This window comes from Enterococcus sp. DIV2385, from assembly GCF_051711925.1.
Taxonomy (GTDB): Bacteria; Bacillota; Bacilli; order Lactobacillales; family Enterococcaceae; genus Enterococcus; species Enterococcus faecalis.
The window spans coordinates 638456-665353 of sequence record NZ_JBIONV010000001.1; the positions used below are offsets into that span (position 1 = coordinate 638456).

Sequence of the window (26898 nt, forward strand, 5' to 3'; positions counted from 1 at the left end):
TGCAATGAAACAAAAAACAGTCACTTTAATAGGAGTGTTCTTTCTGGCAATTCTGATTGGTGTCGCAAGTCCGACCGTATACGCCGAAAATAAAGAACAAGACAACCATACCTTTACACAACCTTTTCAAAATAAAACAATCTCTTTAACAGGTACTTCTGTCCGTAGCACCATGTATTTTACAAAAATTGATTATTGGGACGTAAAAAAAGCATCATTCAATATGACCTACCAAATCACACAATTAAAAAATAATCAGACCTCAGATTTAACTGTGGCAGTGAATGGTGTGAAGTTTTATTCTTGGCGTCCTGAAAATACGACTGGTATTCAACAAAAGACGATTGAAATCCCTTTGGAACTGATTAAAGAGACAAATACATTGACTGTTGAGGGTCAAATTATTAATCAGGCAGGAAACGACATGTATAATTTAATTGAAACACCGGCAAATTGGTTAACGATGTATGAAGGATCTAACGTAAACTTCCAATACGATTTACAATTACCAGAGAATACAATTCATTCTTTTTATAATCATTTTGTGGGAGCAGACACGATTGCGAATAAACACAGTGTTATTTTGACACCAGAAAATGCATCGGAAAAAGAATTAGCTGCAGCGACCCATGCGTTAGCTGGTGCTGCTCGTTTGATTACTACCTCAGAAGAATTGTTGCCAATGGCTTCTTTGAACAAAGAACAGTCAGCACCCTATCAGTTGATTATTGCCAGCTATGATAAATTACCAGATCAGTATAAAAGTCAAATTGATAGCAAACGTGTGGAGGACCAGGCTGTCTTAAAATTTTTCAATCAACCAGATAAGCATGTTTTAGTAGCTACTTCTAAAGATGAGGACTTACTTGTTCGTGCAGGACGTTATTTAGCAAATTATGAATTAATGACCCAAACAGATAAAGAAGAGACAACAGTTGATGAGAATACCGATACGTTTAGTTCAACTTTAGAATTTGATGGAAATTATCCATTAACCTCAACGGGGGATAAACTAGAAGGGGCCTATCACCAAGAACAAACGTACTTTGTCAATTTACCAGTGGATCGAAACAATGCCAATGGAAGTCGCGTGCATTTACATTTTAAATATGCTGAAAACTTAGATTTTGATTCTTCTTTAGTGACGGTTTACGCCAATGATAAACCAATTGGCAGCAAGAAATTAACCGCTGCTCGTGCGAACGGTGATGAATTAAATCTCGAATTTCCAAAGAACTTAGAAATTGCTGATAGTTTTGTTTTAAAAGTTGCTTTTGATTTGAATGTTAAATCACCAGAAGTTTTGCGAAATGGTCAGACTCCATGGGCCTTTATTGAAAATAATTCGAATGCGTTTATTCAAACAGAAGAACTGAATGACATATTATTTAATAACTATCCGAACATTTTTATCAGAAGCCGTTCTTTTGCTGATTTAGCGATTTTATTACCAGAAAAAATGGACGATAACTATTTTAAAGTGTTGACCAATCTATTTAACTTAATTGGTAATTATGCCGAAAGTAATGTCGGTGAGATTACGTATTATAAAAAAGCGCCTAAAAATGCGGCATTAGAAAATCATAACTTGATTATTTTTGGTACGCCTAAGGATAATCCGATGATTCGTAAGTTAAACGATCAGTTATATTTCCATTATGATAAGGACTTCACACGTTTTGTTTCAAACGAGAAACTGAGCATTGAAAAAGATTATGGTAAACAAATCGGTACGGCGCAGTTAATGTTTTCTCCATATAATGCGAAAGCCGCGGCGTTAATCTTAACAGGAGCTAAATCACAAGGTGTCTTTTTAGCCTCTACACAAGTGAATACAGAGAAGAATACTTCTATGTACAAAGGAGATGCCATTGTGGTCGATCCGAACTATCGTCGCTATGATTATCGTTTCAAAAAACGTGTAAGCAACGTTAGCAACGAATCATTAGGTAAACGAATTGTCAATAATCATAAATTAATGATTTATCTATTTGTCTTCTTAATTGGTATGATCATTATTGGATTAAGTGCGTTCTTCATCGTGAAGAAGAATTTGAAAGGTGGGGAATAGAGTGAATCAAAAACGAGTGACCTTACTTTTGGATTTAACTTTGTTGGTAGGAATTGTTTTGGTTGTCGGCACAACCATCTTTATGGCCTTAGGAACGAATGATTTCTTTGTGGACTTAAGTTGTCTATTAATTTCAGTTATCTTAATTATCGTTACCTATTTTGTAGGAATTACAGCGGGGTTAACATTTTCGCTTATATTTATTTTTCTACAATTGACTTATGTTGTATATCAGTATGTCTATCATGATTTGTTTAGCTATGGCTCATTATTTTGGCTAATCATGCCGCCACTCTACTGTTTAACAATCTATGCAGTGACTTATCAAATTCGTATGATTCAAGAAGAAAATATTCGTTTACGTAAAGAAACTTCTCAGTTAAATGCGTTAGATGCAGTAACTAATTTAAGAACAGCAAAAATGTACGAAGAAGGATTTGATTTATTTTCTGATATTTCTACACGTTATGAAGCGCCGTTATATTTAGTCGTGATTCGAGTGGCCTATTGGGAAAGTATTCGTAACTTATTAAGTCCTGAACAAAAGAATGAATTGCTACAAATCGTGACAGCGGCGATTAAAGAGACAACGGATGATCGCTTCTTACCATACTTTATCGACGGCACACCGCCGACTTGGGCGTTATTAATTTTCCGCGATGGGGATGACGGATACACTACTAGAAAAGAATTCAAACAACAAGCTCAAGAGAAATTTGCCCATTCTGAAACCTTAAGGAATATTACTTTGACATTACAAGTTTCCTATACCAAATATGATCCTGCCGAATTTAACAACGCTTCAGAATTTTTAGGGGATGGAATTAATTCTCTTCAATATGATGTTTAAAAAGGAGGCAAACAAATGACTGAAAAACTTGCTGTTTTTACAGGGAAATTAGCAGAGGCTGGTGTGTTAAATGAGACACAGCCATTGTCAATGCGATTACATTTAGAAAATATTCAAGCAGAAAGTGATCCAGAATCTATTGTGCCCTTATTTTCTCATGGGGTAATTTTAAACATACTTGTTGAACAGTTAGAGGAAAGTATCCCACTGTCTCACTTGAAAAAAGGGACCAAAGTCCGTTTCACAGTCGTGGGCTTGCCACCGATGACTATGTCGATTCCACCGCATGTTGGTGGGCAAGCGATTGAATTGATAGAAGAAATCTAAAAAGCTTCTGCATTAGCTATGATTAGTAGCTAATGCAGAAGCTTTTTTATTCAAAGGTCATTCTTTCAATTCGATCGAACGCTTCCTTTAATAAATCTAAACTTTGTGTTGCGGCTAAACGAATGTACTCATCGCCCGTTGTTTCACCAAATGCTTTTCCAGGAATCACTAATACCTGTGTCTCTTTTAAAAGCTTTTCCACAAAAGGAACGGAAGTTAGTCCGGTTTTTTGAATGTTAATGAAGGCGTAAATACTTCCTTTGACTGGATGAAGCGAAAGGAAAGGGATCTTTGCTACTCGTTGGGCCACATACTCTAAACGTGTTTGGAACACTTCAACGATTGGGTCTACAAATTCGTCAAAATGTTGTAACGCATAGATTCCTGCTTGCTGTGACAACGTAGGCGCAGAATACGTAACGCCTTCATTAATTAATTTAGCTACTTCGTTAATATAGTCTGGGGCAATCATATAACCAATACGCCAACCAGTCATTGCAAAGGCTTTTGAAAAGCTACCAAAAGTGATAGTATTTTCTGGAGCAAACGTAGCCATGGGAGTAAACGTTTCTTGGAAACAAAAGGCTTCATAAACTTCATCTGAAAGAATGTATAAGTTGTGTTCAATCGCTACCTGTGCGATTTCTCTGAAAGTTTCTTCAGAGAAAACAGCGCCTGTCGGGTTATTCGGTGAATTTAGAATAATCGCTTTGGTTTTAGGCGTGATTTTTTCTTTCAAAAGAGCTACATCAATTTGGAAACCATCTTCTTCATAGGTTGGTAAAAAGACCGGAACGCCATCTGCTAAAAGGACTTGGTCTTTATAAGGAGAGAAATAAGGTTCATGAATAATCACTTCATCTCCAGGATTTAGAATCACTTGTAAGGCAAGGTACATCCCGTGTAGAGCGCCAACTGTGGCCCGGACTTGATTCGGTTGAAAAGATAATTGATAATGTGACTGATAAAACTGAATGACCGCCTCAATGAATGCCTCGCTACCATCAGAAGCGGTATATTTTGTATGCCCATTTTTGGCATCGTTAGCTGCTTGTTCGATAATCCGCTCATCGGTAATTAAGTCAGGGTCACCAATCGATAAATCGATTAAATTTGGGGTCTTTTTCGCCAATGTTGCAATATCCATGAGTAAATTTTCAGTAGGTTGTTGGTAACGTGTTGCGATATTCTTGCGATCCATACCAGGTGCTCCTTTTTATAAAACTTTTCTTAGAAAATCTTGTGTTCTTGGGTTTTGTGGCGCATCAAAAATTTCTTCAGGTGTGCCTTCTTCTTGAATAATTCCTGCATCCATAAAAATGACACGGTCCGCAACTTCTTTTGCGAAGCCCATTTCGTGGGTAACCACCACCATTGTCATCCCTTCAATAGCTAAATTTTTCATAACGGATAGCACTTCACCCACCATTTCAGGGTCTAAGGCAGAAGTTGGTTCATCGAACAGCATTACGTCAGGGCGCATGGCTAAAGCACGAGCAATCGCTACCCGTTGTTGTTGCCCACCAGAAAGTTGAGCGGGATAATTTTCTTTTTTATCTGATAAACCAACTTGTTCCAGTAAGGAAAGAGCATGTTCTGTGGCTTCGGCAGCGGCTTCTTTTTTTACTTTAACAGGACTAATCGTTAAGTTTTCCAAGACATTTTTATGCGGGAAAAGATTGAAATTTTGGAATACCATTCCCATTTTTTGACGAAGTTGATCAATGTTGGTATTTTTATCTAATAAATTTTTTCCTTCAAATTCAACGCTGCCACCAGTTGGTGTTTCTAATAAGTTCAAGCAACGTAAAAAAGTACTTTTACCACTGCCAGAAGGGCCAATAATTACGACAACTTCACCAGCTTCAATTTCTAAGTCAATTCCTTTAAGTACTTCATTTTTTCCGAATGTTTTCTGTAAGTTTTTAATGTTAATCACTAGTACTCATTCTCCTTTCAGCAACACCTAATAGACGTGAGATAGTAAAGGTTAGGACGAAATAAATTAACGATACAATTAAGTAAGGTAAGAAGGGTTTAAAACTTGCTCCTTGAACGTTGCCAGCTTGGAAAATTAGTTCTGAAACACCAATGACTGAAACAACGGAAGATTCTTTAATTACTGTAACAAATTCATTGCCTAACGCTGGTAAAATATTTTTAATAGCTTGTGGGAAAATGATGTATCGCATTGCTTGGTTTTGATTCATTCCCAAGGAACGAGCAGCTTCCAATTGTCCTTTATTAACTGCCTGAATACCAGCACGAATAATTTCTGCTACATATGCACCACTGTTTAGAGAAAGGGCAATACAACCAGCTGCTACTTTTGATAAGTCTAAACCAAGAACGCCTGTCCCGAAATAGACAATAAAAATTTGAACAAGCAAAGGAGTGCCACGAACATATTCAATATAAGCAATGGCAATGCCACGTAAAATTTTGGAATTGGCTAACTTCATTAAGGCAAGTAATGCCCCTAAAATGGCACCAAACAAAACACCAATGAAAGCTAGGAAAATGGTATAGCCTGCACCGTTAAGGTAGAACTTTCCATACTTTTGTAAAAAGCTTTGATCTTTTTGGAACATTAATTGATTGGCTTCTTTTTTATAACCGTCCATTAATTTTTGATCATTAATTTGTTTAATAGAGGCATTTACTTTCTCCGTCAAAACGGGCGCATCTTTAGGAAAAGCAACGGCAGTATCTTTTGAGCCTTTTTCAAAGGTAACATCAGCAAAAGCTAAATCCTCATTTTGAGAAACATAGGCTTCGCCAACCGGTTCTTCCATAACGACTGCATCTAATTTATTATTTTTTAGATTCATAATTAAATCTGGAATTTTTTGAAGAGAAGTAGGGACAGCACCGGTTAATTCGGTTTTAATTAATTCTTCTTGTGTCGTTTGCTTTTGGGCACCTGCACGAACGCCTTCGAAATCTTTAGTGGAATGAAATTTATCTTTGTCTTCTTTCCGAACAATGACTCTTTGTTGAACGTTCATATATGGTTGAGAAAAAGCTACTTCTTTTAATCGTTCAGGCGTTGGCGACATGCCAGAGATGACCATGTCAATCTTGCCAGTTTTTAAGGCCCCTAACAGAGCATCAAAGCCTAGTTCTTCGATTTTTAATTTAACGCCTAAATCGTCGGCAATTTTTTGAGCAATAGAAATATCAAAACCGACAATTTTATCTTCACCATCTACTTTTGCATGAAATTCATAAGGGGCATAGTCTGCGGATAAGCCGACAACTAGTTCTCCCTTTTGGATGATTTTGTCATAGACTGGATCGTTTTCGGCTGCAAAAGTTTCTTTAATAGGTAATAATGAGAGCAACAAGAATAAAATTGGTAAAATCGTCTGTAGCCATTTTTTACATTTGGTCATTTGCGTAAACTCCTTTTTGTATTATTTTTATAAATATTCAAAAAAAGCGAATAAATGTATAAAAATTTATTGTGTTATGATGTGGTTTATCATATCATAGAATATGTAAAAGGAAAAGTAGTAGAGTTGAAAAAATACAACTTTTTCAAAAAAATTTTCAAAAGTCAAAAATGAAGGGGATTTTCAAGATGGAACAATCATTAATTGTGAGAGGGACACCACAAGAGTATCTTTGCGAAATTGGTTCGTGGGAATTATTAGAAGGACAACTATTATGCAGAAATATTCATCGTGTATTCATTTTACACGGGACTGAGTCATGGCAAGCGGCAAAACCGTATTTTCCGACGTTTCAAAAAGTAACAGCTGTTTTTGAAAACTATGGAGGTGTTTGTACAGATCAACGTGTGCAAGAGTTAGAAGCGCAAGTGCTGGACAATCATTTAGAGGCCATCGTTGCTGTCGGTGGAGGAAAAGTGGCCGACTTGGGCAAAGCCTTAGCACACAAAATGGCGTTACCGGTCATTATTTTACCCACTTTAGCAGCTACTTGTGCGCCGTGCACGCCATTGAGTGTAATGTATCGAGAAGATGGAGCAATGGAACGGTATGACGTTTTTCCGCAAGCAAACGCTTTGGTGTTGGTAGAACCAAGAGTGTTATTGCATTCGCCTCGGTCCTTAATGGTGGCAGGTATTGGGGATACATTAGCTAAATGGTATGAAGCAGATGCGATTATTTCGCAGTTAGACGTCCAAGTGTTACCTATTCAAGTTTCTCATTTTGCCGCGGAAAAATGTCGCGATATTTTGTTAAATGAAAGTATCAATGCTTTAAAAGCGATGGAAGAGCAACAATTAAATCAATCGTTTATTGATGTCATCGAAACAAATTTAATTATTGGTGGAATGGTGGGTGGCTTTGGCGATGATTATGGTCGGACAGCAGGTGCCCATTCCATTCATGATGCACTAACTTTGCTGCCAGCTAGCCATCGACAATTGCATGGAAACAAAGTGGCGTATGGTGTGTTTGTTCAATTATCCATTGAAGAAAAATGGCAAGAAATCGATGAATTGATTCCTTTCTATCACCAACTAGGTTTGCCTATTTCTTTAAAAGAAATGGACATGGACTTAACTGAAGCCGAGTATCAAGAAGTAGCAGAACGTGCTTGTATAGAAGGCGAAACGATTCATTATATGAAACAAAAAATTACCCCTGAAATTGTGAAAACAGCGATGCAAGATTTAGAAAAATATACAGCGACAAAATAAGTGCCAAACAGCAACTAGTTCATTTGAATTATTTGAATTAGTTGCTGTTTTTTAAGGATCCTTTTTTGAAAAAAGAAACCTTGAGAAATCCTTGCAAATTCAATAAAAAAAAAGTATGATGATGGGAGGACAAATTATAGTAGAAAGTAGGGAAATGAATGACGGAACCAGCCATTCGTTATCGTTTAATCAAAAAAGATAAACACACAGGTGCGCGTTTAGGTGAATTAATTACTCCTCACGGCACATTTCCAACACCAATGTTTATGCCGGTAGGTACACTTGCGACAGTTAAAACAATGTCACCAGAAGAATTAAAAGAAATGGGTGCCGGTGTTATTTTAAGTAATACTTACCATTTATGGTTACGCCCAGGTGAAGATTTAGTCGAAGAAGCAGGCGGTTTACACAAATTTATGAACTGGGATCAACCTATTTTAACTGATTCAGGTGGCTTCCAAGTCTTCTCATTAAGTGATATGCGGAAAATCGAAGAAGAAGGTGTGCATTTTAGAAATCATTTAAATGGTTCAAAAATGTTCCTTTCTCCAGAAAAAGCGATCAATATTCAAAATAAATTAGGATCAGATATTATGATGAGCTTTGATGAATGTCCACCATTTGATGAAAGCTATGAGTATGTCAAACGCTCGATTGAACGGACTTCTCGTTGGGCTGAGCGTGGCTTAAAAGCCCATGCGAATCCTGATAGACAGGGATTATTCGGTATTGTTCAAGGTGCAGGATTTGAAGATTTACGTCGTCAAAGTGCCAAAGATTTAGTGAGTATGGATTTTCCTGGCTATTCGATTGGTGGCTTATCTGTTGGTGAGTCTAAGGAAGAAATGAACCGAGTCTTAGACTTTACGACACCGTTAATTCCTGAAAATAAACCACGTTACTTAATGGGTGTGGGTGCCCCTGATTCATTAATTGATGGAGTGATTCGTGGGATTGACATGTTTGATTGTGTGTTACCAACACGTATTGCGCGCAATGGTACTTGTATGACTTCACAAGGTCGCTTGGTTGTTAAAAATGCCCAATATGCAAGAGATTTTCGTCCGCTTGATGAGAAATGTGATTGTTATGTTTGTCGTAATTATACGCGGGCCTATATTCGTCATTTGATTAAATGTGATGAAACATTCGGAATCCGTTTAACATCGTATCATAATTTATACTTCTTGTTAGACTTAATGAAAAATGTCCGTCAAGCAATTATGGACGACAATTTATTAGAATTCCGACAAGCGTTTTTTGAAGAATATGGCTTTAATAAAGCGAATGCAAAAAGTTTCTAAAAATTAGAGGAAAAAACTAGTTCTTCAAGCATTTTTTTGATACAGTTAGTAGTGTGAATAATGCAGAGTGAGGTGAAACAAATGGGTGGCGGATTTACAATGATTTTTACATTAGTCCTTTTAGGAGGAATGATGTTTTTCATGACACGTTCTCAAAAGAAACAACAACAAGAACGTCAAAAACAACTAAACGCAATGAAAACTGGCGATAGTGTTGTCACAATTGGTGGTTTACATGGTGTTTTAAGTGAAATCAACGAAAAAACAGTTTTAATCGATTGCGAAGGTATTGTCTTAGAATTTGACCGTGCAGCAATTCGAACTGTAACATCTGGAACTGCCGTTACAAATGATTCAGCAGTAACTAGTGTACCAGTCACAGAAGTTGAAGAGACAGTCACAGAAGAAGTAACTGAAGTTCCTGAAACATCAGATCCTTCAAAAGAAAAGAAAGACTAAACGAATCAACTGATTTATTTAATGGTTAAAGAGAGCGGAACAGGCTTTTCAAAGGCGAAACTGTGACCAGTAGTCACACGAGAAAGCCAATAAGAAGAGATAATTCCTATTCCGCTCGTGTCGTTTATCTTAAAATGTAGGACTAGGAAGGTAGGTCATTTGGACTTACGTCCTAAGTCCTTTTTAACTATTAAGTTTACAAAAAAGGTTCCTTTTTATAGTGTTGGAAGATAGTTAAAAAGTGAGCAATCTTTCGCTTGGTTGGAAGGAGAAGAGCCCATGACAAAGGAAAAATTAAGTTGGTTACAACAAAAAATGCTCAATAAAAGTATTAAAAAGAAGTGCCAAAATTTTCGTGAACTAGGTTATTCTTCCATCAACGAAGAAGATTTATTGACTTATTTACTCACCTATCGTTGGAAAAAGCAAGCCCGTTTATCTGTCAAAGACTGTCGCAAAGACATTCAGAAGGTTAAGCCGAATGAATTTTTTGACTATCAACAATTATTGGCACAGACATCAAAAAATCCTTTAAGGAACTGGCATGATATTGAAGACTTATTCTAGAAAAAAGAATAGGTCTTTTTTTTTGAGATAAAAAAATTATAAATAGTTGTGAAAAATATCACAAAAACTGTTTACAAGATTCATTTTATGTTGTATGATGTGAATGTGAAATAGTTAACAAAGTTTTTTTTAAAATGAAACTCTTAGGAGGATGAACATGGTTAAAACAGTAAAAAAAGAAAAGACAGAAACAGTTGATGTTTCATCAATGATTGATGAATTAGCAACAAAAGCGAATGTCGCTTTAAAAGCAATGGAAGATTTTACACAAGAACAAGTAGATCACATTGTCCATCAAATGGCGATGGCGGCGTTAGACCAACATATGCCTTTAGCAAAAATGGCTGTCGAAGAAACTGGCCGTGGAATCTATGAAGATAAAGCAATCAAAAATATGTATGCATCTGAATACATTTGGAATAATATTAAACATGATAAAACTGTGGGTGTAATTAAAAAAGACGAACAAACCGGCTTAATGGAAATTGCTGAGCCAGTTGGCGTGGTATGTGGGGTCACACCAACAACGAACCCAACGTCAACAACTATTTTTAAATCACTAATTGCCTTAAAAACAAGAAATCCAATTGTTTTTGCTTTCCATCCTAGCGCACAAAAATGTTCGGCAGAAGCGGCACGTATTGTACGGGATGCGGCGATTGCAGCAGGTGCACCAGAAAATTGTATTCAATGGATTGAACAACCATCGATTGATGCAACTTCTGCTTTGATGAATCATCCAGGGATTGCCATTGTTTTAGCAACTGGTGGCGCAGGCATGGTAAAATCTGCGTACTCAACAGGTAAACCAGCACTAGGCGTTGGTCCTGGGAACGTACCAGCTTATATTGAAAAAACGGCTAAAGTGAAACGTGCGGTTAATGATTTAATTGTTTCAAAATCATTTGATAATGGAATGATTTGTGCTTCTGAGCAAGCGGTCATTGTGGATAAAGAAATTTATGCTTCTGTCAAAGCTGAGTTTGAAGCACACAATGTTTACTTCGTGAAACCGAATGAATTACAAAAACTAGAAGATGCAGTGATGAATGAAGGCAAATACGCAGTAAATCCAGCGATTGTCGGTAACTCTGCAGAAAAAATTGCTGAATTAGCAGGAATTAGCGTACCAAAAGGCACAAAAATTTTAGTCGCTGAATTAGAAGGTGCAGGTCCAGAATATCCATTATCAAGAGAAAAATTATCGCCAGTTTTAGCAATGATGAAATCAAACAATGCAGAGCATGCTTTTGAACTATGTGAAGCGATGTTAAACTTAGGTGGTTTAGGACATACAGCAGTAATTCATACAGAAGATGAAGAGTTACAAGTTGCTTTTGGTTTACGTATGAAAGCTTGTCGTATTTTAGTGAATACTCCATCAGCAGAAGGCGGTATCGGTAACATTTATAACGAAATGATTCCATCCTTAACACTTGGTTGTGGTTCATACGGGAAAAACTCTGTTTCTAAAAACGTATCAGCCATTAACTTAATTAATATTAAAACGGTAGCGAAACGGAGAAATAATATGCAATGGTTTAAATTACCTCCAAAAATTTTCTTTGAAAAAAATTCTTTACAATATCTACAAAAAATGGAAAATGTTGAACGTGTCATGTTAGTTTGTGACCCAGGTATGGTTCAATTTGGCTATGCAGATATCGTACGTAAAGAGCTACAAAAACGTAAAAATGATGTGAAAATCGAAGTATTTTCTGATGTTGAACCAAACCCATCAACAAATACTGTTTATGCAGGTACCAAAATGATGGTTGATTTCCAACCAGATACCGTGATTGCCTTGGGTGGCGGTTCTGCAATGGACGCGGCGAAAGGCATGTGGATGTTCTATGAACACCCAGATACAGAGTTCTTTGGTGCAAAACAAAAATTCTTAGATATCCGCAAACGGACATATAAAATTGCCAAACCAGAAAAAACACAATTTGTTTGTATTCCAACTACTTCAGGAACTGGTTCAGAAGTTACACCATTTGCTGTTATCACTGATAGTGAAACACACGTGAAATATCCGTTAGCAGACTATGCGTTAACACCAGATGTAGCGATTGTTGATCCACAGTTCGTAATGTCTGTGCCAGCTTCAGTCACTGCAGATACAGGTATGGATGTTTTAACACATGCTATTGAATCTTATGTTTCCGTGATGGCTTCAGATTACACACGTGGTTTAAGTTTACAAGCAATCAAGTTAGTTTTCGATCATTTAGAAAATTCAGTGAAACGTCCAGATATGGAATCTCGCGAAAAAATGCATAATGCATCAACCATGGCAGGGATGGCATTTGCCAATGCATTCTTAGGTATTTGTCACTCTATTGCTCATAAAATTGGTGGGGAATATGGCATTCCACATGGTCGTACAAATGCGATTTTATTACCACATATTATTCGTTACAATGCGAAAGATCCATCAAAACACGCAATGTTCCCTAAATATGATTACTTCCGCGCCGATACTGATTATGCAGACATTGCAAAATTCTTAGGCTTAAAAGGAAATACTACCGCAGAATTAGTAGAAGCTTTAGCAACAGCAGTAGCAGACTTAGGTAAATCAGTCGGAATTGACATGAACTTGAAAGCCCAAGGTGTCTCACAAGAAACATTAGACACAACGGTTGATCGTATGGCAGAACTTGCATATGAAGACCAATGTACAACTGCAAATCCGAAAGAACCATTAATTAGTGAACTAAAACAAATTATCTTAGATGCTTATGTAGGATAAAAGAACTCAAATAAAGAGACCAGAACATTAATGTTCTGGTCTCTTTAACGTTTTGCGAAAACAGTGCTGTCGATACCACGGTTATGACACCAATTAACTAAAACTGGATCGAGGACAAGTGCAGTACTCGTCAATTCTTCTGTCGTCTTTTTTCCTAAAAGAGTATAAAGCATTTTCACTTCTTCTTGCCATTGCTGTACAAGGGCTAGGGTATTTTCTAAACCATTTTTACTCATAAGGGAAGCTAAGATAGTCCCAGCAACTCCCATGCTTTTGGCACCTAAAGCGAGTCCTTTGACAATATCAAGAGAGTTACGCACACCGCCAGAACCGAGAATAGTTAGTTTCTTTTGCCAATTTTGTGATTCCAGAAGAGAGATGACCGTTGATTGCCCCCAATCATCTAAGAAAGAAAGTTCTCGTTTCTTCCGCCGGGCATTTTCAATTTGTGTAAAACTCGTTCCGCCTTGGCCGCTCACATCCGCTGCTTGAACGCCGATAGAGGTAAGTTTTTCTAAGGTTTCTTGGCTCATGCCAAAGCCAACCTCTTTGACAATGACAGGCACTTCTACGGCCTGTACGATAGCTTCAATCTTGGTTAGCCAATTAGTGAAATCACGATCTCCTTCAGGCATGACCAATTCTTGGGGCACATTTACATGGATTTGTAAGGCATTCGCTTGAAATAAATCAAGCGCTCGCTTTGCTTCTTCCACACCCAAACCTGCACCAATATTGGCAAAAATGAGTCCATCTGGGTTTTCTTTTCGCATAATTTGATACGTATCCGCTAAACTAGCATCTTTTAACGCTGCCGAGACAGATCCTGTCGCAACTAAAAGGCCAGTTTCTTTGGCAATAATGCCTAATTGCTGATTAATTTCTTTTGCACGCTGACTACCACCTGTCATTGCATTGACATAAAAAGGTTGGGGAAGCTGAAAAGAAAGAAACGAAGTGGAAATATCCACTTCGTTAACAGCGGATTCAGCAAACGATTGGTGAACAAAACGCACACGATCAAAGTCATTACTTTTTTCTTTGTGGAACGCTTTAGCTAATGATAGATGTTCATCTTTTCGATTCATGCTTCTCCTTACACTCCTTTTGACCATAGGTATAGACGTGAAGTGGCAGTGGGGTAATTCCGTCTTTTTCCCAAGCAGTCATTAATGGTAAAATCCCAGATTTTTGGCGGAAAATTACAATCCCACAATCGCCCCCGCCAGCGCCAGAAGATTTCGCAGCTCCTGTATAAGATTCAGCCAAATCACAAAGATTTTTCAAGGCTTCTGTTTCGATTACCACACCAGTCAGTGAAGATAATTCGGCGAGCAATTGGCGATTTTTAGTAATTTGTTTTTGAATAACAGAAATTTTTCCTGTGTTAAAGCCATTAATCATTGTTTCGACACAAAGCCGACTTTTCATTAAGAACTGCTCATAAGCCGCTTGTTTTTCTTCTTTTGATTGATGGACTCGATCAACTAAGTCTGAAGTGGACGCAGGGCTACCTGTCCAACCAATTAGTAAACGTAGTTGTTTCGGTACTTTTAACGGAAAAATCATTAATTCAGGCCAGTCCATTGCTAACAAATCAGTTAATGTTTCAGTGGCTACTTTTTGATTGACCCAATCATGATCGAAGGTTGAAAAGGCAATCCAGCCCCCGTAACAGCTGGCGGCGATATCTCCGCAAGAACCATTTCCTTGAACGGCTAAGTGAGCTAATGCTGATAATTTGAAAATTTCCTCATTTTCCAAACCTAAGTCATAAAAAATATTCAAGGCTTTGACAGTTCCAACGGTTACCGCACCGCTTGAACCAAGACCATATTTTCGTCCATTTGAACTATCTAATTCACTCGTCACTTTTAAATGATAAAATGACAATTCTTTGTTTTGCTCTTGCGCATATTTTTCAGTTAGATGAATCGCCGCTAAAACATAATGAAAAGGATTTTCGCGAATATCTAATACAAGCTCACCATTTCGGCGTGTCCAGCGAATAGGTAAAGAGCTGTATTGTGCAGATTGAATACTGCCTTCATCTGTTGTTTCTTCGACAGTCACAGTTACGAATTGATCCACAGCAACGATAATGGCAGGGTGGCCAGGTTCAACAACGGCATATTCTCCTGCAATAAATAACTTTCCTGGCGTAGTAACTTCAATCATGCTTATTTATCCATTCCTTTCGTTTCAAACAATTCAATTCCGGGACCAGCAAAAGCTGGGACTAACTGCTCTTTTGAAAAATGTTCACTTAAAAATGTTTTTAATGCTTCTAAGTTTTTCTTTTCGACTAAGACCTTGACATTCGGACCTGCATCCATTGTAAAGTAACAAGGAATTCCTTTGGCCCGTGCTTGGCGAACTAAAGCCATCGCTTGTAAACTGCCTGGGGACCAGTAAGTAAATGGAGGGACAGCGCCTAAGGTTGTTCCATGCATCCTTAACCCATTGGCTTCAATGATTTCTCCTAAACGAGGGAAGTCTTTTGTTTTAATTGCTTCATGAACTTGTGATAAATCTTTTTCCACATTGTCCAACCAACCTTGATAAAAGCTAGAAGTTTCTACTGTTCGTTTCATTCCATCACGGCTGGAAACATCTTTTTCGCCATCATTAATTAAGATAAAGAGCATGGCCAATTCGTTTTCCCAATTATTGGCTGGAATATTTTCAGCAAACGACGTTTCATCAGAGTGGCCTTTGTTCCATTGAGCAAAACCACCAAAAATGCTGCGACAAGCAGAACCTGAACCACGTCGCGCTAAACGTGATAAGTCTTTTGCTGAAAGATTTAATCCTAAGGCTACGTTACAGGCCCCTGCTAAAGCAGCTAGACCACTCGCTGAAGAAGCCAAACCAGCTGCAGTAGGCACAAAATTTTGACTTTCTACTTTTGCAAACCAAGTACAATCGGCTTGTTGACGAACAAGGTTCAAAAATTCTTTGACTTTTTTTGTTTGTTTTTCGTTTTGCAAGATACCATCTAAAATAAATACATCTTCTGAATAATGGGCATCAAATGTCACAGTTGTTTCTGTGTAAAAGGCATCTAATGTTAATGATAAACTACTATTCATTGGTAAAATGTATTCTTCATTGGCTTTTCCCCAATATTTAATCAGAGCAATATTTGTATGCGCTCGTGCTTTTCCTGAAAGCATTACTTTTTCACCTCTAATGATTGAATCCATGTAGCAACAGCTCCATTTTCTTCTAAAGTCTGTGCAATGGTTTGTGCGGTCTTTTTATTATCTGTTAAGGCAATCATACAGCCACCGCGACCGCCGCCGGTTAATTTTGCTCCTAGAGCGCCATGTTCTAGAGAGAGAGCCACTAGTCGATCCAGCATATCGTTGCTGACGGTTAATTGCTGGAGTTGCTCTTGCGCTAACGTCATTAGCTGACCTAATTTTTGTTTATCATCTTGTAAAATTGCCTGCTTCGCTTCTTTAGTAAAAGAACCTAATTGTTTCATTGTTTCAGCGATTGCTGTGGGATTATTTTGAGCTAGCTGCGCAATGTCTTTCACTGCTTCACGTGTTTGACCTTTAATTCCCGTATCAGCTACTACTAAGTAGGCATTAGATAAATTCATCGAGAAATGTGTGGGCGGAAATCCTCTAGTAAAAAATAAGGGATCAGCGCCGCTTGTTGCTGCGGCATCGATACCACTAGGATTGCCATGAGCAATTTTCTCACTTAAGGAAACAAGCTCAAACAATTCTTGATATGTATAAGCGTAATCAAAATAATCAAAAAGGCTTCGAACGATGGCCACAGCGGTTGCTGCGCTTGAGCCCATTCCTCGTTCAGCGGGAATCGTACTTGTTAAGGTCAAAGTGCCTTTAAACGTATCTTCCTTTAAAAAATGTAAGGTTTGCTGAACAACTTCCTTGATATTTGCTAGCTCTTGGGGCACGTCTTCAAGCAATCCTGTAAAATATGCACAATCAATCTGCATAGTTTTTGCCGGGGTAAAGACGGCTGTGATTTCTGTCGCTTGAAAAGGAAAGGCGATTGCTGGTTCGCCGTAAACAACGGCGTGTTCCCCCATTAAAATGATTTTTCCCGTCGCTTGACCGAGGCCTTGTTTTTTTATATTCATTCACTGACATTCCTTTTGAGTAGAATCGAGTATAGGACAAAAGACGTTCTTGGATTAGAAGAACGTTTGTCATAATCTCTTCATGATTTATAGGAAATGATTCCAAAAGTTTCTCTTGTTCCAAAAAAAGAGATTGCTTAACCTAAGATAGTTTACCTAAAAATAAGGCACAAGTAAAATGGTTCCGTTGGTTTTTCCAAAAAATTAATAACAATTTAATAAGAAAGAACCGACAGAACCAGTTATTCGGCTATTTTTTTAAAATTTTCTTAGGTAATCACCAAACCAAGGGCACTTGCCAAATAAATGGCTTGTTCAGGGGTGACTTTAAGACCTGATAAATAGTTTGGTGAGAAAGTCAAGCGTTCAAAGGTGTTTTGGGAAAAATCCAATCCTTTTAAAGAAGTATTTAACCAATTACTTTCGGTTAAATCGCAAGCTTCTAGAAGGAGTTTCTTCCAGGTGACCTCGAAAAATTCACTTTCGACTAAACGTGTCTGATTAAAGTGAACAAGATTAAAATTTACAAAACGAAAAGAAGCATAATCGGCTTTGCAATCTTCAAATAGACAATCTTTTAAATAGCTATCTGCAAAATTCGTTCCTGTCAAATTGCAACGAAGGAAAGTCACTCGATGAAAACTACCAGACAGCCATTCGACGTTAGAAAAATCGCAAGCTTCAAAACGCACATTACTACAATCAAAAGAAGCAAACTGGCCATTTGCTAATGAAAGATGATCGAAAACAGCATCCCGAAAGACTAAGTTACGAACTTCTTGATTCGATAAATCAATCTGCTGATACAAATGATTTTCTAAGATTGCCTCATCTTCTAATTGACAGTTCGTTAATAGAGGAAGTTGTTCTGGCAAATTTGGTGGCAAGGGATAAGTTATTTTCATAAAACGCCTCTTTCTTCTTGTTGATTTTCAAAGGTTTCATCAATTGAGTAGGCCCGATTATAGAAACGTAGCGCAGTTGTGAAAACATAAGCGCCGGCAAAACCAAGTAAACTACCTAACACAATCCCGACTAATCGATAGTTTAAAAGATTACTAATGACTTGCTGTCGTGCAAGATTTGATAATAATAAGGACATCGGGGTAATAAAAAAGCTGGCAATCGCATAGTTTTTGTTAATGAATCCTTCAAAAGCTGCATACAGAATACTAATGATACCGATTGTTTGTAAAGGTGTAAAGGGAATCATTAATAAAATTGCAGAAAGCAACAAACCAAGACTCGTACCTAGAATCCGTTGAACATTTCGCTGCATCACAGAATGTAAATTTTCCCCTTGTAAAATGGCTGCGCAAGTAAACGTCATCCAATAGGCGTTGACTAAATGAAGCGATTGGCTTAAATAAGCCGCTAAAAATAAAATGGCCGCATAATGCAAAGCATCTAATAAAGAAGCGGGATCGATATAAAGTCGTTCTTGAAGAGACATCCGTTTTTGAAAAACGTAGGGGCGCTTGTCGATGAAATGAAGCACAATGCCCATGATAATGCCGGTCACTACTCCTAAAAGAACAAAACTGGCCATGATAGGAATCTTATGTAAAGGAAAATTGTTGCTTGTTCCCATTGCGGTTGACATGATAACTAACAAAGCACCAGGCTTCTCAATGCCATACAATCTAAAAAGTAAGCGTGCAAGAAAAGCGACGATGGCAATTGTAATGGGAATCAACCAAGGTACATGGTGACTTAGCATTCCTAAGCTGTTGCCCAGAACAATAAAAAAGCCAACAATATTCAGTCTGCGCAATAATTGGGGCAAAGGAAGCGGCTGATAATAAATAAACGTATAAATGCCCATCGAGCCAAAGGTCCCAATGAGTAAATTATTGGAAAAATAACCAATTAATAATGGAATTGCCATACAAATTGCGACACCAACTAACCGAAATAATTCGTCATTTGCTTTATCAATAGCAAACAAATCCTTTAAAAACGTAGAATTTTTCATATTTTGTCACTCCTTTACTTCCTAATTTACCATAATGTTTAGAAAACTGACAAAAGAATTGCAATAAAAGACAGGAAGAAAAAGAGGGGTTTCTGATAGGAAGAGAAGAAAAATTAAAAAAAGTTAACATTTTGACTTGCAATTTTAATATGAAAAATGTAAGATATATTCCATAGCAATAAATAATTATTAAATTCTGATTTTTCAGAAAATACAGATTGTATTATTTTAGGAGGCAACACTATGAAATTGAAAAAGTCATTAACATTCGGTGTGATTACATTATTTAGCGTAACAACTTTAGCGGCTTGTGGAGGCGGCGGAACGTCAGATAGCTCAAGTGCGTCTGGTGGCGGTAAGGCAAGTGGCGAACAAGTTTTACGTGTCACAGAACAACAAGAAATGCCAACAGCTGATTTATCACTAGCAACAGACAGAATTAGTTTTATTGCATTAAATAATGTATATGAAGGAATTTATCGTTTAGACAAAGATAACAAAGTCCAACCTGCAGGTGCAGCGGAAAAAGCAGAAGTTTCTGAAGATGGACTAACATACAAAATTAAATTAAATAAAGATGCAAAATGGTCAGACGGTAAACCAGTGACTGCTAATGACTATGTTTACGGATGGCAACGAACAGTTGATCCAGCGACAGCTTCTGAATATGCTTATCTGTATGCCTCTGTAAAAAATGGTGATGCCATTGCTAAAGGGGAAAAAGATAAATCAGAATTAGGAATTAAAGCAGTCAGTGATACAGAATTAGAAATCACCTTAGAAAAAGCAACACCATACTTTGATTACTTATTAGCTTTCCCATCATTCTTCCCGCAACGTCAAGATATTGTGGAAAAATATGGTAAAAATTATGCATCAAACAGCGAAAGTGCTGTCTACAATGGGCCATTCGTCTTAGACGGCTTTGATGGTCCTGGTACAGATACAAAATGGTCATTCAAGAAAAACGATCAATATTGGGATAAAGACACAGTGAAACTGGACTCAGTAGATGTGAATGTTGTGAAAGAATCACCAACCGCGTTGAACTTGTTCCAAGATGGACAAACAGACGATGTCGTTCTTTCTGGTGAATTAGCCCAACAAATGGCCAATGACCCAGCTTTTGTTAGTCAAAAAGAAGCATCAACACAATATATGGAACTAAATCAACGTGATGAAAAATCACCATTTAGAAATGCAAACTTACGTAAAGCAATTTCTTACTCAATCGACCGTAAAGCGTTAGTTGAATCAATCTTAGGGGATGGTTCTATCGAGCCGAACGGTTTAGTACCAGCAGATATGGCAAAAGACCCAAGTGGCGGCAAAGACTTTGCTAAAGAAGCAGGTAGTCAAATTGAATATGATACGAAAAAAGCTAAAGAATACTGGGAAAAAGCGAAAAAAGAATTGGGGATTTCAACCTTAACAATGGATATTCTTTCTTCAGATGCAGATTCTTCTAAGAAAACAGTTGAATTTGTTCAAGGGTCAATTCAAGATGCTTTAGATGGTGTGAAGGTAACGGTTAGTCCGGTTCCATTCTCCGTTCGTTTAGATCGTTCAAACAAAGGCGACTTTGATGCAGTAATCGGTGGTTGGAGTGCTGACTATGCTGATCCAAGTAGTTTCTTAGACTTATTTGCTTCAGATAACTCATATAACCGTGGACGTTATAACAATCCAGAGTTTGACAAGTTCGTGAAAGCTGCAAGTAGTGCAGATGCGACAGATCCTGAAAAACGTTGGGATGATATGTTAAATGCAGAGAAAACGATTATGGGAGACATGGGTGTGGTACCATTATTCCAAAAATCAGAAGCGCATTTACGTGCTGAAAAAGTCAAAGATGTCGCAGTTCATCCTGCTGGCGCAACGTATGACTACAAATGGGCATACATTTCAGAATAACCTGACAAAAGATCGATAGCAAACAAAAAAGGACCTTTGCCATGGAATAAAAGGCAACGGTCCTCTTGCTATCTTGTCTTAGACCAAGTAAAATAGTAGAAAGCCTAAAGACAGAATCAGTAAGATGCCCCCAGTTTTTAGCCAGAAAGAGCGATGTGCATCGCCAATGACTGAAAGCGGGATAAACTCTTTCGGTTCATTTTTCTTTTTAAAACGAAACGCGTTTTTCATTGAGCGCTGAAAGTTATCGAAAAAGCCAGAGGACATAATCCATAAAGCAATGCCGATAATTAAAAAGAAAAGCGAAACGATAAAGAAGGTATCTGATAATGAGGAGGTAGTGATAGGTTCTTTACTTATTAATAAGTAAAGAAAAATGCCGATACTGGAAATAACGGCTGTAATAATTGGCCATTTAAAAGTTTTCATGTGTTCACCCTATCTATTATTGTGGTCTATCTAGTCATTACTTTAACGAAAATAACTGAGGAAGTCAAAAAAATCTCGGAGGTGTCATTATTGAATAGTTTTGGAAAATATTTTCTTAAACGGATCTTTTTCATGATTATCACTTTGTGGTTAATCGCAACGATTACGTTTTTCTTAATGCAATTATTACCAGGTACGCCTTATACCAACCAAGAAAAACTTAGTCCAGAAACAATCGCTATGTTGAATAAACAATCTGGCTTAGATAAACCAGTGATTGTTCAATACGGAATTTACTTAAAGAACCTGGTAACAGGAGACTTTGGTATTTCATTCCAATTTAAAAACCAACCTGTTGCTAAGTTATTAGCTGGTCGAATTGGACCATCCCTTCAACTGGGTGGACAAGCGATTATCTTTGGTACGTTAGTCGGTATTTTATTGGGGATTATCGCAGCGATGCGTCAAAATACTTGGGTAGATACGTTGGCAACATTGTTAGCCATTTTAGGTCGTTCTATTCCAAACTTTGTTTTCGCGGTATTATTACAATACATTTTTGCAATGAAATTAAGAATCTTACCAATTGCTATGTGGAATGGTTTTGCATACACAATCTTGCCAACTATTGCCTTGGCAATGAGTCCAATGGCCGATTCGGCTAGGTTTATTCGAACCGAGATGGTAGAGGTCTTGCATAGTGATTATGTCGAATTAGCCAAAGCAAAAGGCTTGAGTCGCTGGCAAGTTGCATTCCGCCACGGGTTAAGAAACAGTTTAATTCCATTGATTACCTTATTAGGACCTTTAGCCGTTGGTTTAATGACAGGTTCTTTAGTAGTAGAAAATATTTTTGCCATCCCTGGAATTGGGGAACAGTTTGTAAAATCAATTATGACAAACGACTATCCAACAATTATGGCAGTAACTATTTTGTATTCAACAATGTTAGTTGTTGTAATTCTGATTGTTGACTTACTTTATGGTTTAATTGATCCAAGAATTCGCGTATCAGGAGGTGCAAAAGGCTAATGGAAACAGTCAATAAAAATAATCTACCACAAGCGATTAAAGATATTCCGGCAGATGAGTTTCAGCCTCTAAACACTTCAACTCTAAAAGAAAGAGAGCGTATTGCCACACCGTCTTTAAGTTTCTTACAAGACTCATGGCGTCGTTTGAAAAAGAATAAAGCTGCAGTTATCTCAATGAGTTTCTTAGCAGTTATTATCTTTATCTCTATTATTACCATTTGGGTTTCACCACATAACCCAACGAAACAAAATGTTTCTTACATTAACTTACCACCACGAATTCCTGGCTTGGAAAGCGTGAATGGTTTAAATGGTAAAACAACAGTTGCTGGTCAATTAGTTGATAAATATGCACAAGCAAACGTTCCAGATAACGTAAACTTTTATCTAGGAACAGATGGTTTAGGTCGTGATGTCCTAAGTCGTTTATTTATGGGAACACGTATTTCCTTATTAATTGCGTTTATCGCGGCGATTCTAGATATTACGATTGGGGTAACGTATGGACTGATTTCCGGGTTAGTCGGCGGTCGTGTCGATACAGTGATGCAACGTATTTTAGAAGTTCTTTCTGGTATTCCTAACTTAGTTGTTATGATCTTGATGCTAACAGTCTTTGATCCAGGGATTGTTTCGATTGTTTTAGCCATGGTTATTACAAACTGGATATCAATGGCCAGGATTGTGCGAGCCCAGACCATGAAACTAAAAGACCAAGAGTTTGTCATGGCAGCAGAAACATTGGGCGAATCTCGTTGGAAAATTGCTATTAAACATATTTTACCGAATATCTCAAGTGTCATTATTGTCCAAATGATGTTCAGTATCCCATCGGCAATTTTCTTTGAAGCGTTCCTAAGTTTTATTGGGTTAGGCTTACGTCCACCAACCGCATCTTTAGGAACCTTGTTAAACGAAGGATACAAAACTTTCCGTTTCCTTCCATATTTAATGTGGATTCCAGCGGCAACACTTTCAGTTATCATGATTTGTTTCAACTTGTTAGCTGATGGTTTACGTGACGCATTTGATCCTAAGATGAAAGAGTAAGAGTGGTGAATGACTATGGAAAAAGTATTAGAAGTTAAAGACTTAAGAATCTCCTTTGATACATTTGCAGGTAAAGTCAACGCCATTCGTGGTGTGAGTTTTGATCTTTATAAAGGTGAAACGTTAGCCATCGTAGGTGAATCAGGGAGTGGTAAATCTGTTACAACTCGCAGTATTATGCGTTTGTTGAGCAGTAATGCCAATATTGATAACGGGGAAATTTTGTTTAAAGGGCAAGATATTGTTCATAAAACAGAAAAACAAATGCAAGCCATTCGTGGCAAAGAAATCGCAATGATTTTCCAAGATCCGATGACCTCATTAGACCCAACGATGCCAATTGGCAAACAAGTGGCGGAATCATTAATCAAACATAATAAAGTCTCAAAAAAAGAAGGCTTAGCGCAAGCATTAGAATTACTAAAATTAGTCGGCATTCCTAATGCTGAAAAACGTTTGAAAAACTATCCGCACCAATTTTCTGGTGGGCAACGTCAACGGATTGTCATTGCAATTGCTTTAATTTGTTATCCCGAAGTTCTAATTGCAGATGAACCAACTACAGCGTTGGATGTAACCATCCAAGCACAAATTTTAGAGTTATTAAAAGACTTACAAGAAAAAATTAGCACTTCGATTATTTTCATTACCCATGATTTAGGGGTAGTAGCGAACGTGGCTGACCGTGTCGCTGTCATGTACGGTGGACGTCTGGTTGAAGTGGGAACAGCAGAAGAAATTTTCTATAATCCACAACATCCATATACTTGGGGACTTTTAGGGTCAATGCCAACGATGGAAGGAACAGAAGACAAACTTTATGCGATTCCAGGTTCACCTCCAGATTTATTAGATCCACCAACTGGAGATGCCTTCTATCCACGGAATGAGTTTGCTTTAAAAATTGATACAGAAAAAGAACCACCTTATTTTGAAGTATCACCAACCCACAAAGCAGCAACGTGGTTATTAGCACCACAAGCACCAAAAGTTACGCCTCCAGCAGAGATTGTTCGTCGTTGGGCAATTTATGCAGAGCGTCAAAAAAATCCAGGAGGTAGTAATTAATGGCAGAAGAGAAAAAAGTCCTATTAGAAGTCACTGGTTTGAAACAGTATTTCAATGTTGGTCGTAAAGACGAAGTAAAAGCCATTGATGACATTAGTTTTCATATTTATGAAGGCGAAACCTTTGGATTAGTTGGCGAATCAGGAAGTGGAAAATCAACAACTGGTCGCAGTGTCATTCGTTTATATGATCCAACTGCTGGTGAAATTCTTTTCGATGGAAAAGACATTAGCAAAATTAAATCAAAAGCGGACATGCAAGCATTCCGCCGCGATGTTCAAATGATCTTCCAAGATCCATATGCTTCATTGAATCCAAGAATGAAAGTCAATGATATTATTGCTGAAGGAATCGATGTCAATGGATTAGCTAAAACACCAAAAGAGCGGGAAGAAAAAGTCAATGAACTTTTAAAAACGGTGGGATTAAATCCAAGTCACAGTACGCGTTATCCTCATGAGTTTTCTGGTGGGCAACGTCAACGGATCGGGATTGCTCGTGCTTTAGCGGTTAATCCACGTTTCATTATCTGTGATGAGCCAATTTCGGCTTTGGATGTGTCGATTCAAGCTCAAGTAGTAAACTTATTACAAGATTTACAAAAAGAACAAGGCTTAACTTACTTGTTTATTGCACATGACTTATCGATGGTAAAACATATCAGTGACCGAATTGGCGTAATGCACAGTGGGAAATTATTGGAAATGGGCACAAGTGATGATGTCTATAATTTCGGCGTTCATCCTTATACAGAAAGTTTACTTTCTGCGATTCCATTACCAGATCCAGACTATGAACGCACACGTAAACGGATCGTTTACCAGCCTGCAGCGGCAGATGGGAAAGATCGTGAGCTCCGTGAAATTCTCAATGGACACTATGTTTATTGTGCTGAAGACGAAGTTGCAATGTACCGTGAAAAAATTGAAGAGAAGAAAAGAAAAGCTGGTTTATAACCAGCTTCTTTTCTAACTATCTTGGTAGGGTGGTTATGAGATGAAGGCTCTGAAAGCTTATAAATACAGACTTTATCCAACCTCAAAACAAGAAGAGTTTATTCAAAAAACATTTTCTTGTGTTCGCTTGGTGTATAATTTAATGTTACAAGACCGGATTGATATCTACAAAGAGATGCGAAAAAATCCTCAACAAACGTTTAAAATGCCAACGCCAGCTAAATATAAGAAACAATACCCTGTCCTCAGAGAAGTTGATAGTTTAGCTTTGGCAAATGCACAAGTTTATTTGGATCGAGCCTTTAAAAATTTTTATCGGGAAAAAGGGATGGGCTTTCCAAAAAAGAAAAAGAAAGAAACGGTGCATTCCTACACTACGAACAATCAACATGGCACGGTCAAAATTTTGGATAATCGTTATTTGAAAGTACCTAAATTGAAATCTTTAATTAAAATGAAGGTACACCGCCAACCGCTGGGGGAGATAAAATCTGTAACTATTTCTATGAGTGCGAGTCACAATTATTATGTTTCCATTTTGTGTGAAGCGCCGGTTGAAACGAAAACAAAGCAACAAAAAATGGTGGGAATTTGTAGCAGTAGGGAAAAATTTGCGCTGCTTTCGAATGGTGAAAGCTTCGAAAAAAGCTATTGTTCAAAGCATTTAAAGCAAAAACTACGTCAAGAAGAACGAAAATTAAACAAGCGTAAAATGATTGCTTTAGAAAAAGGTGTCGATCTTTCACAAGCAAAAAATTATCAAAAACAAAAAATAAAAGTCGCAAAAATTCGCGAAAAAATAGCCAACCAACGAACGGATATTTTAAACAAAATTACAACGGAATTGGTTTCAAGTTACGATGTTATTTGTATTGAAAAAGCCCATCACAGTAATGAGCGGCCGCCAAAACATGATCGTTCTGAACTGGCTTGGTCTTTATTTTTAGCTAAACTGTTGTATAAAGCACAATGGTATGGCAAAGAACTCATTTGTATTGAGTCAGAGGAGATAGAAACAGAGTTGTCTTTTTCTGAAAGTACAGAAAATTCAGAGTATCTTAGAAGCCAAAAAATCTTAGAACGTGGCTTGTCTAAACGAGAAACCTTATAAATAGAAGAACTGTAGGGACTACAGGGATCGCCTAGGGGATAGAAAATGTACACCATGTGTTGAACCATTTGTTTCTAGGAAGTCACATTGGGACAGTCCACTAATTATTAATGATCAAAATACGAGTTCAAACGAATCTAGTGCTAGATTCGTTTTTTTTTTTGAGGAAATATATTGACAACTAGGATAAACTAAGGTAAACTAGTGAAGTTGAGAAATGAAAGCAGAAGCACCCG

24 protein-coding genes and 1 other annotated feature (1 of these 25 running past the window's edge) are annotated in these 26898 nt (G+C 37.5%); of the genes, 14 read left to right on the top strand and 10 right to left on the bottom strand.

What is annotated here, in order from left to right:
* The first annotated feature begins 4 nt into the window (after positions 1–4).
* The 3 genes from IGM04_RS03080 to IGM04_RS03090 are packed head-to-tail and all read left to right on the top strand — an operon-like array spanning position 5 to position 3248.
* Positions 5–2071 carry a cellulose biosynthesis cyclic di-GMP-binding regulatory protein BcsB gene (locus IGM04_RS03080; protein WP_086317690.1) on the top strand — a complete coding sequence of 689 codons (2067 nt, stop codon included), beginning with the start codon at positions 5–7 and terminating at the stop codon, positions 2069–2071.
* Positions 2061–2921 carry a hypothetical protein gene (locus IGM04_RS03085; RefSeq protein ID WP_048736942.1) on the top strand — a complete coding sequence of 287 codons (861 nt, stop codon included), beginning with the start codon at positions 2061–2063 and terminating at the stop codon, positions 2919–2921. Before IGM04_RS03080 ends, IGM04_RS03085 begins: the two co-directional genes overlap by 11 nt.
* Before the next feature lie 15 nt (positions 2922–2936).
* A complete protein-coding gene (locus IGM04_RS03090; protein ID WP_002355767.1) occupies positions 2937–3248 on the top strand; it encodes a hypothetical protein in 312 nt (103 codons plus the stop codon).
* Between the two features lie 46 nt (positions 3249–3294).
* Here the strand turns inward: IGM04_RS03090 and IGM04_RS03095 are convergent, their stop codons facing one another.
* From IGM04_RS03095 to IGM04_RS03105, 3 genes are read right to left on the bottom strand one after another with little or no spacing between them, the layout of a single operon-like run.
* On the bottom strand, positions 3295–4449 hold the full coding sequence (locus IGM04_RS03095; RefSeq protein WP_086317691.1) for a pyridoxal phosphate-dependent aminotransferase: 1155 nt from the start codon (positions 4447–4449) through the stop codon (positions 3295–3297).
* A gap of 15 nt (positions 4450–4464) precedes the next feature.
* A complete protein-coding gene (locus IGM04_RS03100; RefSeq protein WP_002355769.1) occupies positions 4465–5187 on the bottom strand; it encodes an amino acid ABC transporter ATP-binding protein in 723 nt (240 codons plus the stop codon).
* The gene (locus tag IGM04_RS03105; RefSeq protein ID WP_002355770.1) at positions 5180–6643 is read right to left on the bottom strand and encodes an ABC transporter substrate-binding protein/permease; all 1464 of its coding nucleotides are present in this window, start codon (positions 6641–6643) and stop codon (positions 5180–5182) included. The genes IGM04_RS03100 and IGM04_RS03105 overlap by 8 nt, the downstream gene beginning before the upstream one ends.
* Before the next feature lie 170 nt (positions 6644–6813).
* Here IGM04_RS03105 and IGM04_RS03110 point away from each other — a divergent pair, with 170 nt between their 5' ends.
* The 5 genes from IGM04_RS03110 to adhE all read left to right on the top strand — a co-directional run bounded on the left by IGM04_RS03110 (position 6814) and on the right by adhE (position 13005).
* Positions 6814–7920: an iron-containing alcohol dehydrogenase family protein gene (locus IGM04_RS03110; RefSeq protein ID WP_179189097.1), complete on the top strand. Its 1107-nt coding sequence runs from the start codon at positions 6814–6816 to the stop codon at positions 7918–7920.
* 158 nt (positions 7921–8078) lie between these two features.
* Entirely contained in the window at positions 8079–9224 is a 1146-nt protein-coding gene (gene tgt / locus IGM04_RS03115; RefSeq protein ID WP_002355772.1) for a tRNA guanosine(34) transglycosylase Tgt, read from the top strand.
* A 60-nt stretch (positions 9225–9284) separates the two neighbouring features.
* Positions 9285–9683 (top strand): preprotein translocase subunit YajC, encoded by a 399-nt coding sequence (gene yajC, locus IGM04_RS03120; protein ID WP_179189098.1) that lies wholly within the window; start codon positions 9285–9287, stop codon positions 9681–9683.
* 261 nt (positions 9684–9944) lie between these two features.
* The gene (locus tag IGM04_RS03125; RefSeq protein WP_179189099.1) at positions 9945–10250 is read left to right on the top strand and encodes a post-transcriptional regulator; all 306 of its coding nucleotides are present in this window, start codon (positions 9945–9947) and stop codon (positions 10248–10250) included.
* 157 nt (positions 10251–10407) lie between these two features.
* Positions 10408–13005 carry a bifunctional acetaldehyde-CoA/alcohol dehydrogenase gene (adhE, locus tag IGM04_RS03130; RefSeq protein WP_086317695.1) on the top strand — a complete coding sequence of 866 codons (2598 nt, stop codon included), beginning with the start codon at positions 10408–10410 and terminating at the stop codon, positions 13003–13005.
* A gap of 44 nt (positions 13006–13049) precedes the next feature.
* Here adhE and fni read toward each other — a convergent pair whose 3' ends face one another.
* The 6 genes from fni to IGM04_RS03160 form a co-directional block, all read right to left on the bottom strand.
* A complete protein-coding gene (gene fni, locus IGM04_RS03135) occupies positions 13050–14093 on the bottom strand; it encodes a type 2 isopentenyl-diphosphate Delta-isomerase (protein ID WP_002399734.1) in 1044 nt (347 codons plus the stop codon).
* Positions 14077–15183, bottom strand: a complete 1107-nt coding sequence (locus IGM04_RS03140; protein WP_002355777.1) for a phosphomevalonate kinase — start codon at positions 15181–15183, stop codon at positions 14077–14079. The genes fni and IGM04_RS03140 overlap by 17 nt, the downstream gene beginning before the upstream one ends.
* 2 nt (positions 15184–15185) lie before the next feature.
* Positions 15186–16181, bottom strand: a complete 996-nt coding sequence (gene mvaD / locus IGM04_RS03145) for a diphosphomevalonate decarboxylase (protein ID WP_002355778.1) — start codon at positions 16179–16181, stop codon at positions 15186–15188.
* Positions 16181–17125 carry a mevalonate kinase gene (mvk, locus tag IGM04_RS03150; RefSeq protein ID WP_002355780.1) on the bottom strand — a complete coding sequence of 315 codons (945 nt, stop codon included), beginning with the start codon at positions 17123–17125 and terminating at the stop codon, positions 16181–16183. Before mvk ends, mvaD begins: the two co-directional genes overlap by 1 nt.
* Positions 17126–17394: 269 nt before the next feature.
* Complete coding sequence (locus tag IGM04_RS03155; protein ID WP_086317696.1) at positions 17395–18030, bottom strand: pentapeptide repeat-containing protein; 636 nt, start codon at positions 18028–18030, stop codon at positions 17395–17397.
* Positions 18027–19100 carry an FUSC family protein gene (locus IGM04_RS03160; RefSeq protein WP_010820716.1) on the bottom strand — a complete coding sequence of 358 codons (1074 nt, stop codon included), beginning with the start codon at positions 19098–19100 and terminating at the stop codon, positions 18027–18029. The genes IGM04_RS03155 and IGM04_RS03160 overlap by 4 nt, the downstream gene beginning before the upstream one ends.
* Positions 19101–19343: 243 nt before the next feature.
* Between IGM04_RS03160 and opp1A the strand changes: the two genes are divergently transcribed.
* Positions 19344–21014: an oligopeptide ABC transporter substrate-binding protein Opp1A gene (gene opp1A, locus IGM04_RS03165; protein ID WP_002381303.1), complete on the top strand. Its 1671-nt coding sequence runs from the start codon at positions 19344–19346 to the stop codon at positions 21012–21014.
* Between the two features lie 78 nt (positions 21015–21092).
* On the opposite strand, the gene IGM04_RS03170 is transcribed toward opp1A, so the two are convergent.
* Positions 21093–21443 (bottom strand): DUF3899 domain-containing protein, encoded by a 351-nt coding sequence (locus IGM04_RS03170; RefSeq protein WP_002355784.1) that lies wholly within the window; start codon positions 21441–21443, stop codon positions 21093–21095.
* Between the two features lie 90 nt (positions 21444–21533).
* Here IGM04_RS03170 and opp1B point away from each other — a divergent pair, with 90 nt between their 5' ends.
* From opp1B to IGM04_RS03195, 5 genes are read left to right on the top strand one after another with little or no spacing between them, the layout of a single operon-like run.
* Positions 21534–22475: an oligopeptide ABC transporter permease Opp1B gene (gene opp1B, locus IGM04_RS03175; RefSeq protein WP_002381304.1), complete on the top strand. Its 942-nt coding sequence runs from the start codon at positions 21534–21536 to the stop codon at positions 22473–22475.
* On the top strand, positions 22475–23527 hold the full coding sequence (opp1C, locus tag IGM04_RS03180) for an oligopeptide ABC transporter permease Opp1C (RefSeq protein WP_002355787.1): 1053 nt from the start codon (positions 22475–22477) through the stop codon (positions 23525–23527). The genes opp1B and opp1C overlap by 1 nt, the downstream gene beginning before the upstream one ends.
* Positions 23528–23536: 9 nt before the next feature.
* Positions 23537–24595 carry an oligopeptide ABC transporter ATP-binding protein Opp1D gene (gene opp1D, locus IGM04_RS03185; protein ID WP_002355794.1) on the top strand — a complete coding sequence of 353 codons (1059 nt, stop codon included), beginning with the start codon at positions 23537–23539 and terminating at the stop codon, positions 24593–24595.
* The gene (opp1F, locus tag IGM04_RS03190) at positions 24595–25551 is read left to right on the top strand and encodes an oligopeptide ABC transporter ATP-binding protein Opp1F (RefSeq protein WP_002355795.1); all 957 of its coding nucleotides are present in this window, start codon (positions 24595–24597) and stop codon (positions 25549–25551) included. The genes opp1D and opp1F overlap by 1 nt, the downstream gene beginning before the upstream one ends.
* Before the next feature lie 40 nt (positions 25552–25591).
* A complete protein-coding gene (locus IGM04_RS03195) occupies positions 25592–26662 on the top strand; it encodes an RNA-guided endonuclease TnpB family protein (RefSeq protein WP_002413564.1) in 1071 nt (356 codons plus the stop codon).
* Positions 26663–26877: 215 nt separating this feature from the next.
* Positions 26878–26898: a sequence feature (ribosomal protein L20 leader region), on the top strand; it runs 111 nt beyond the window's last position.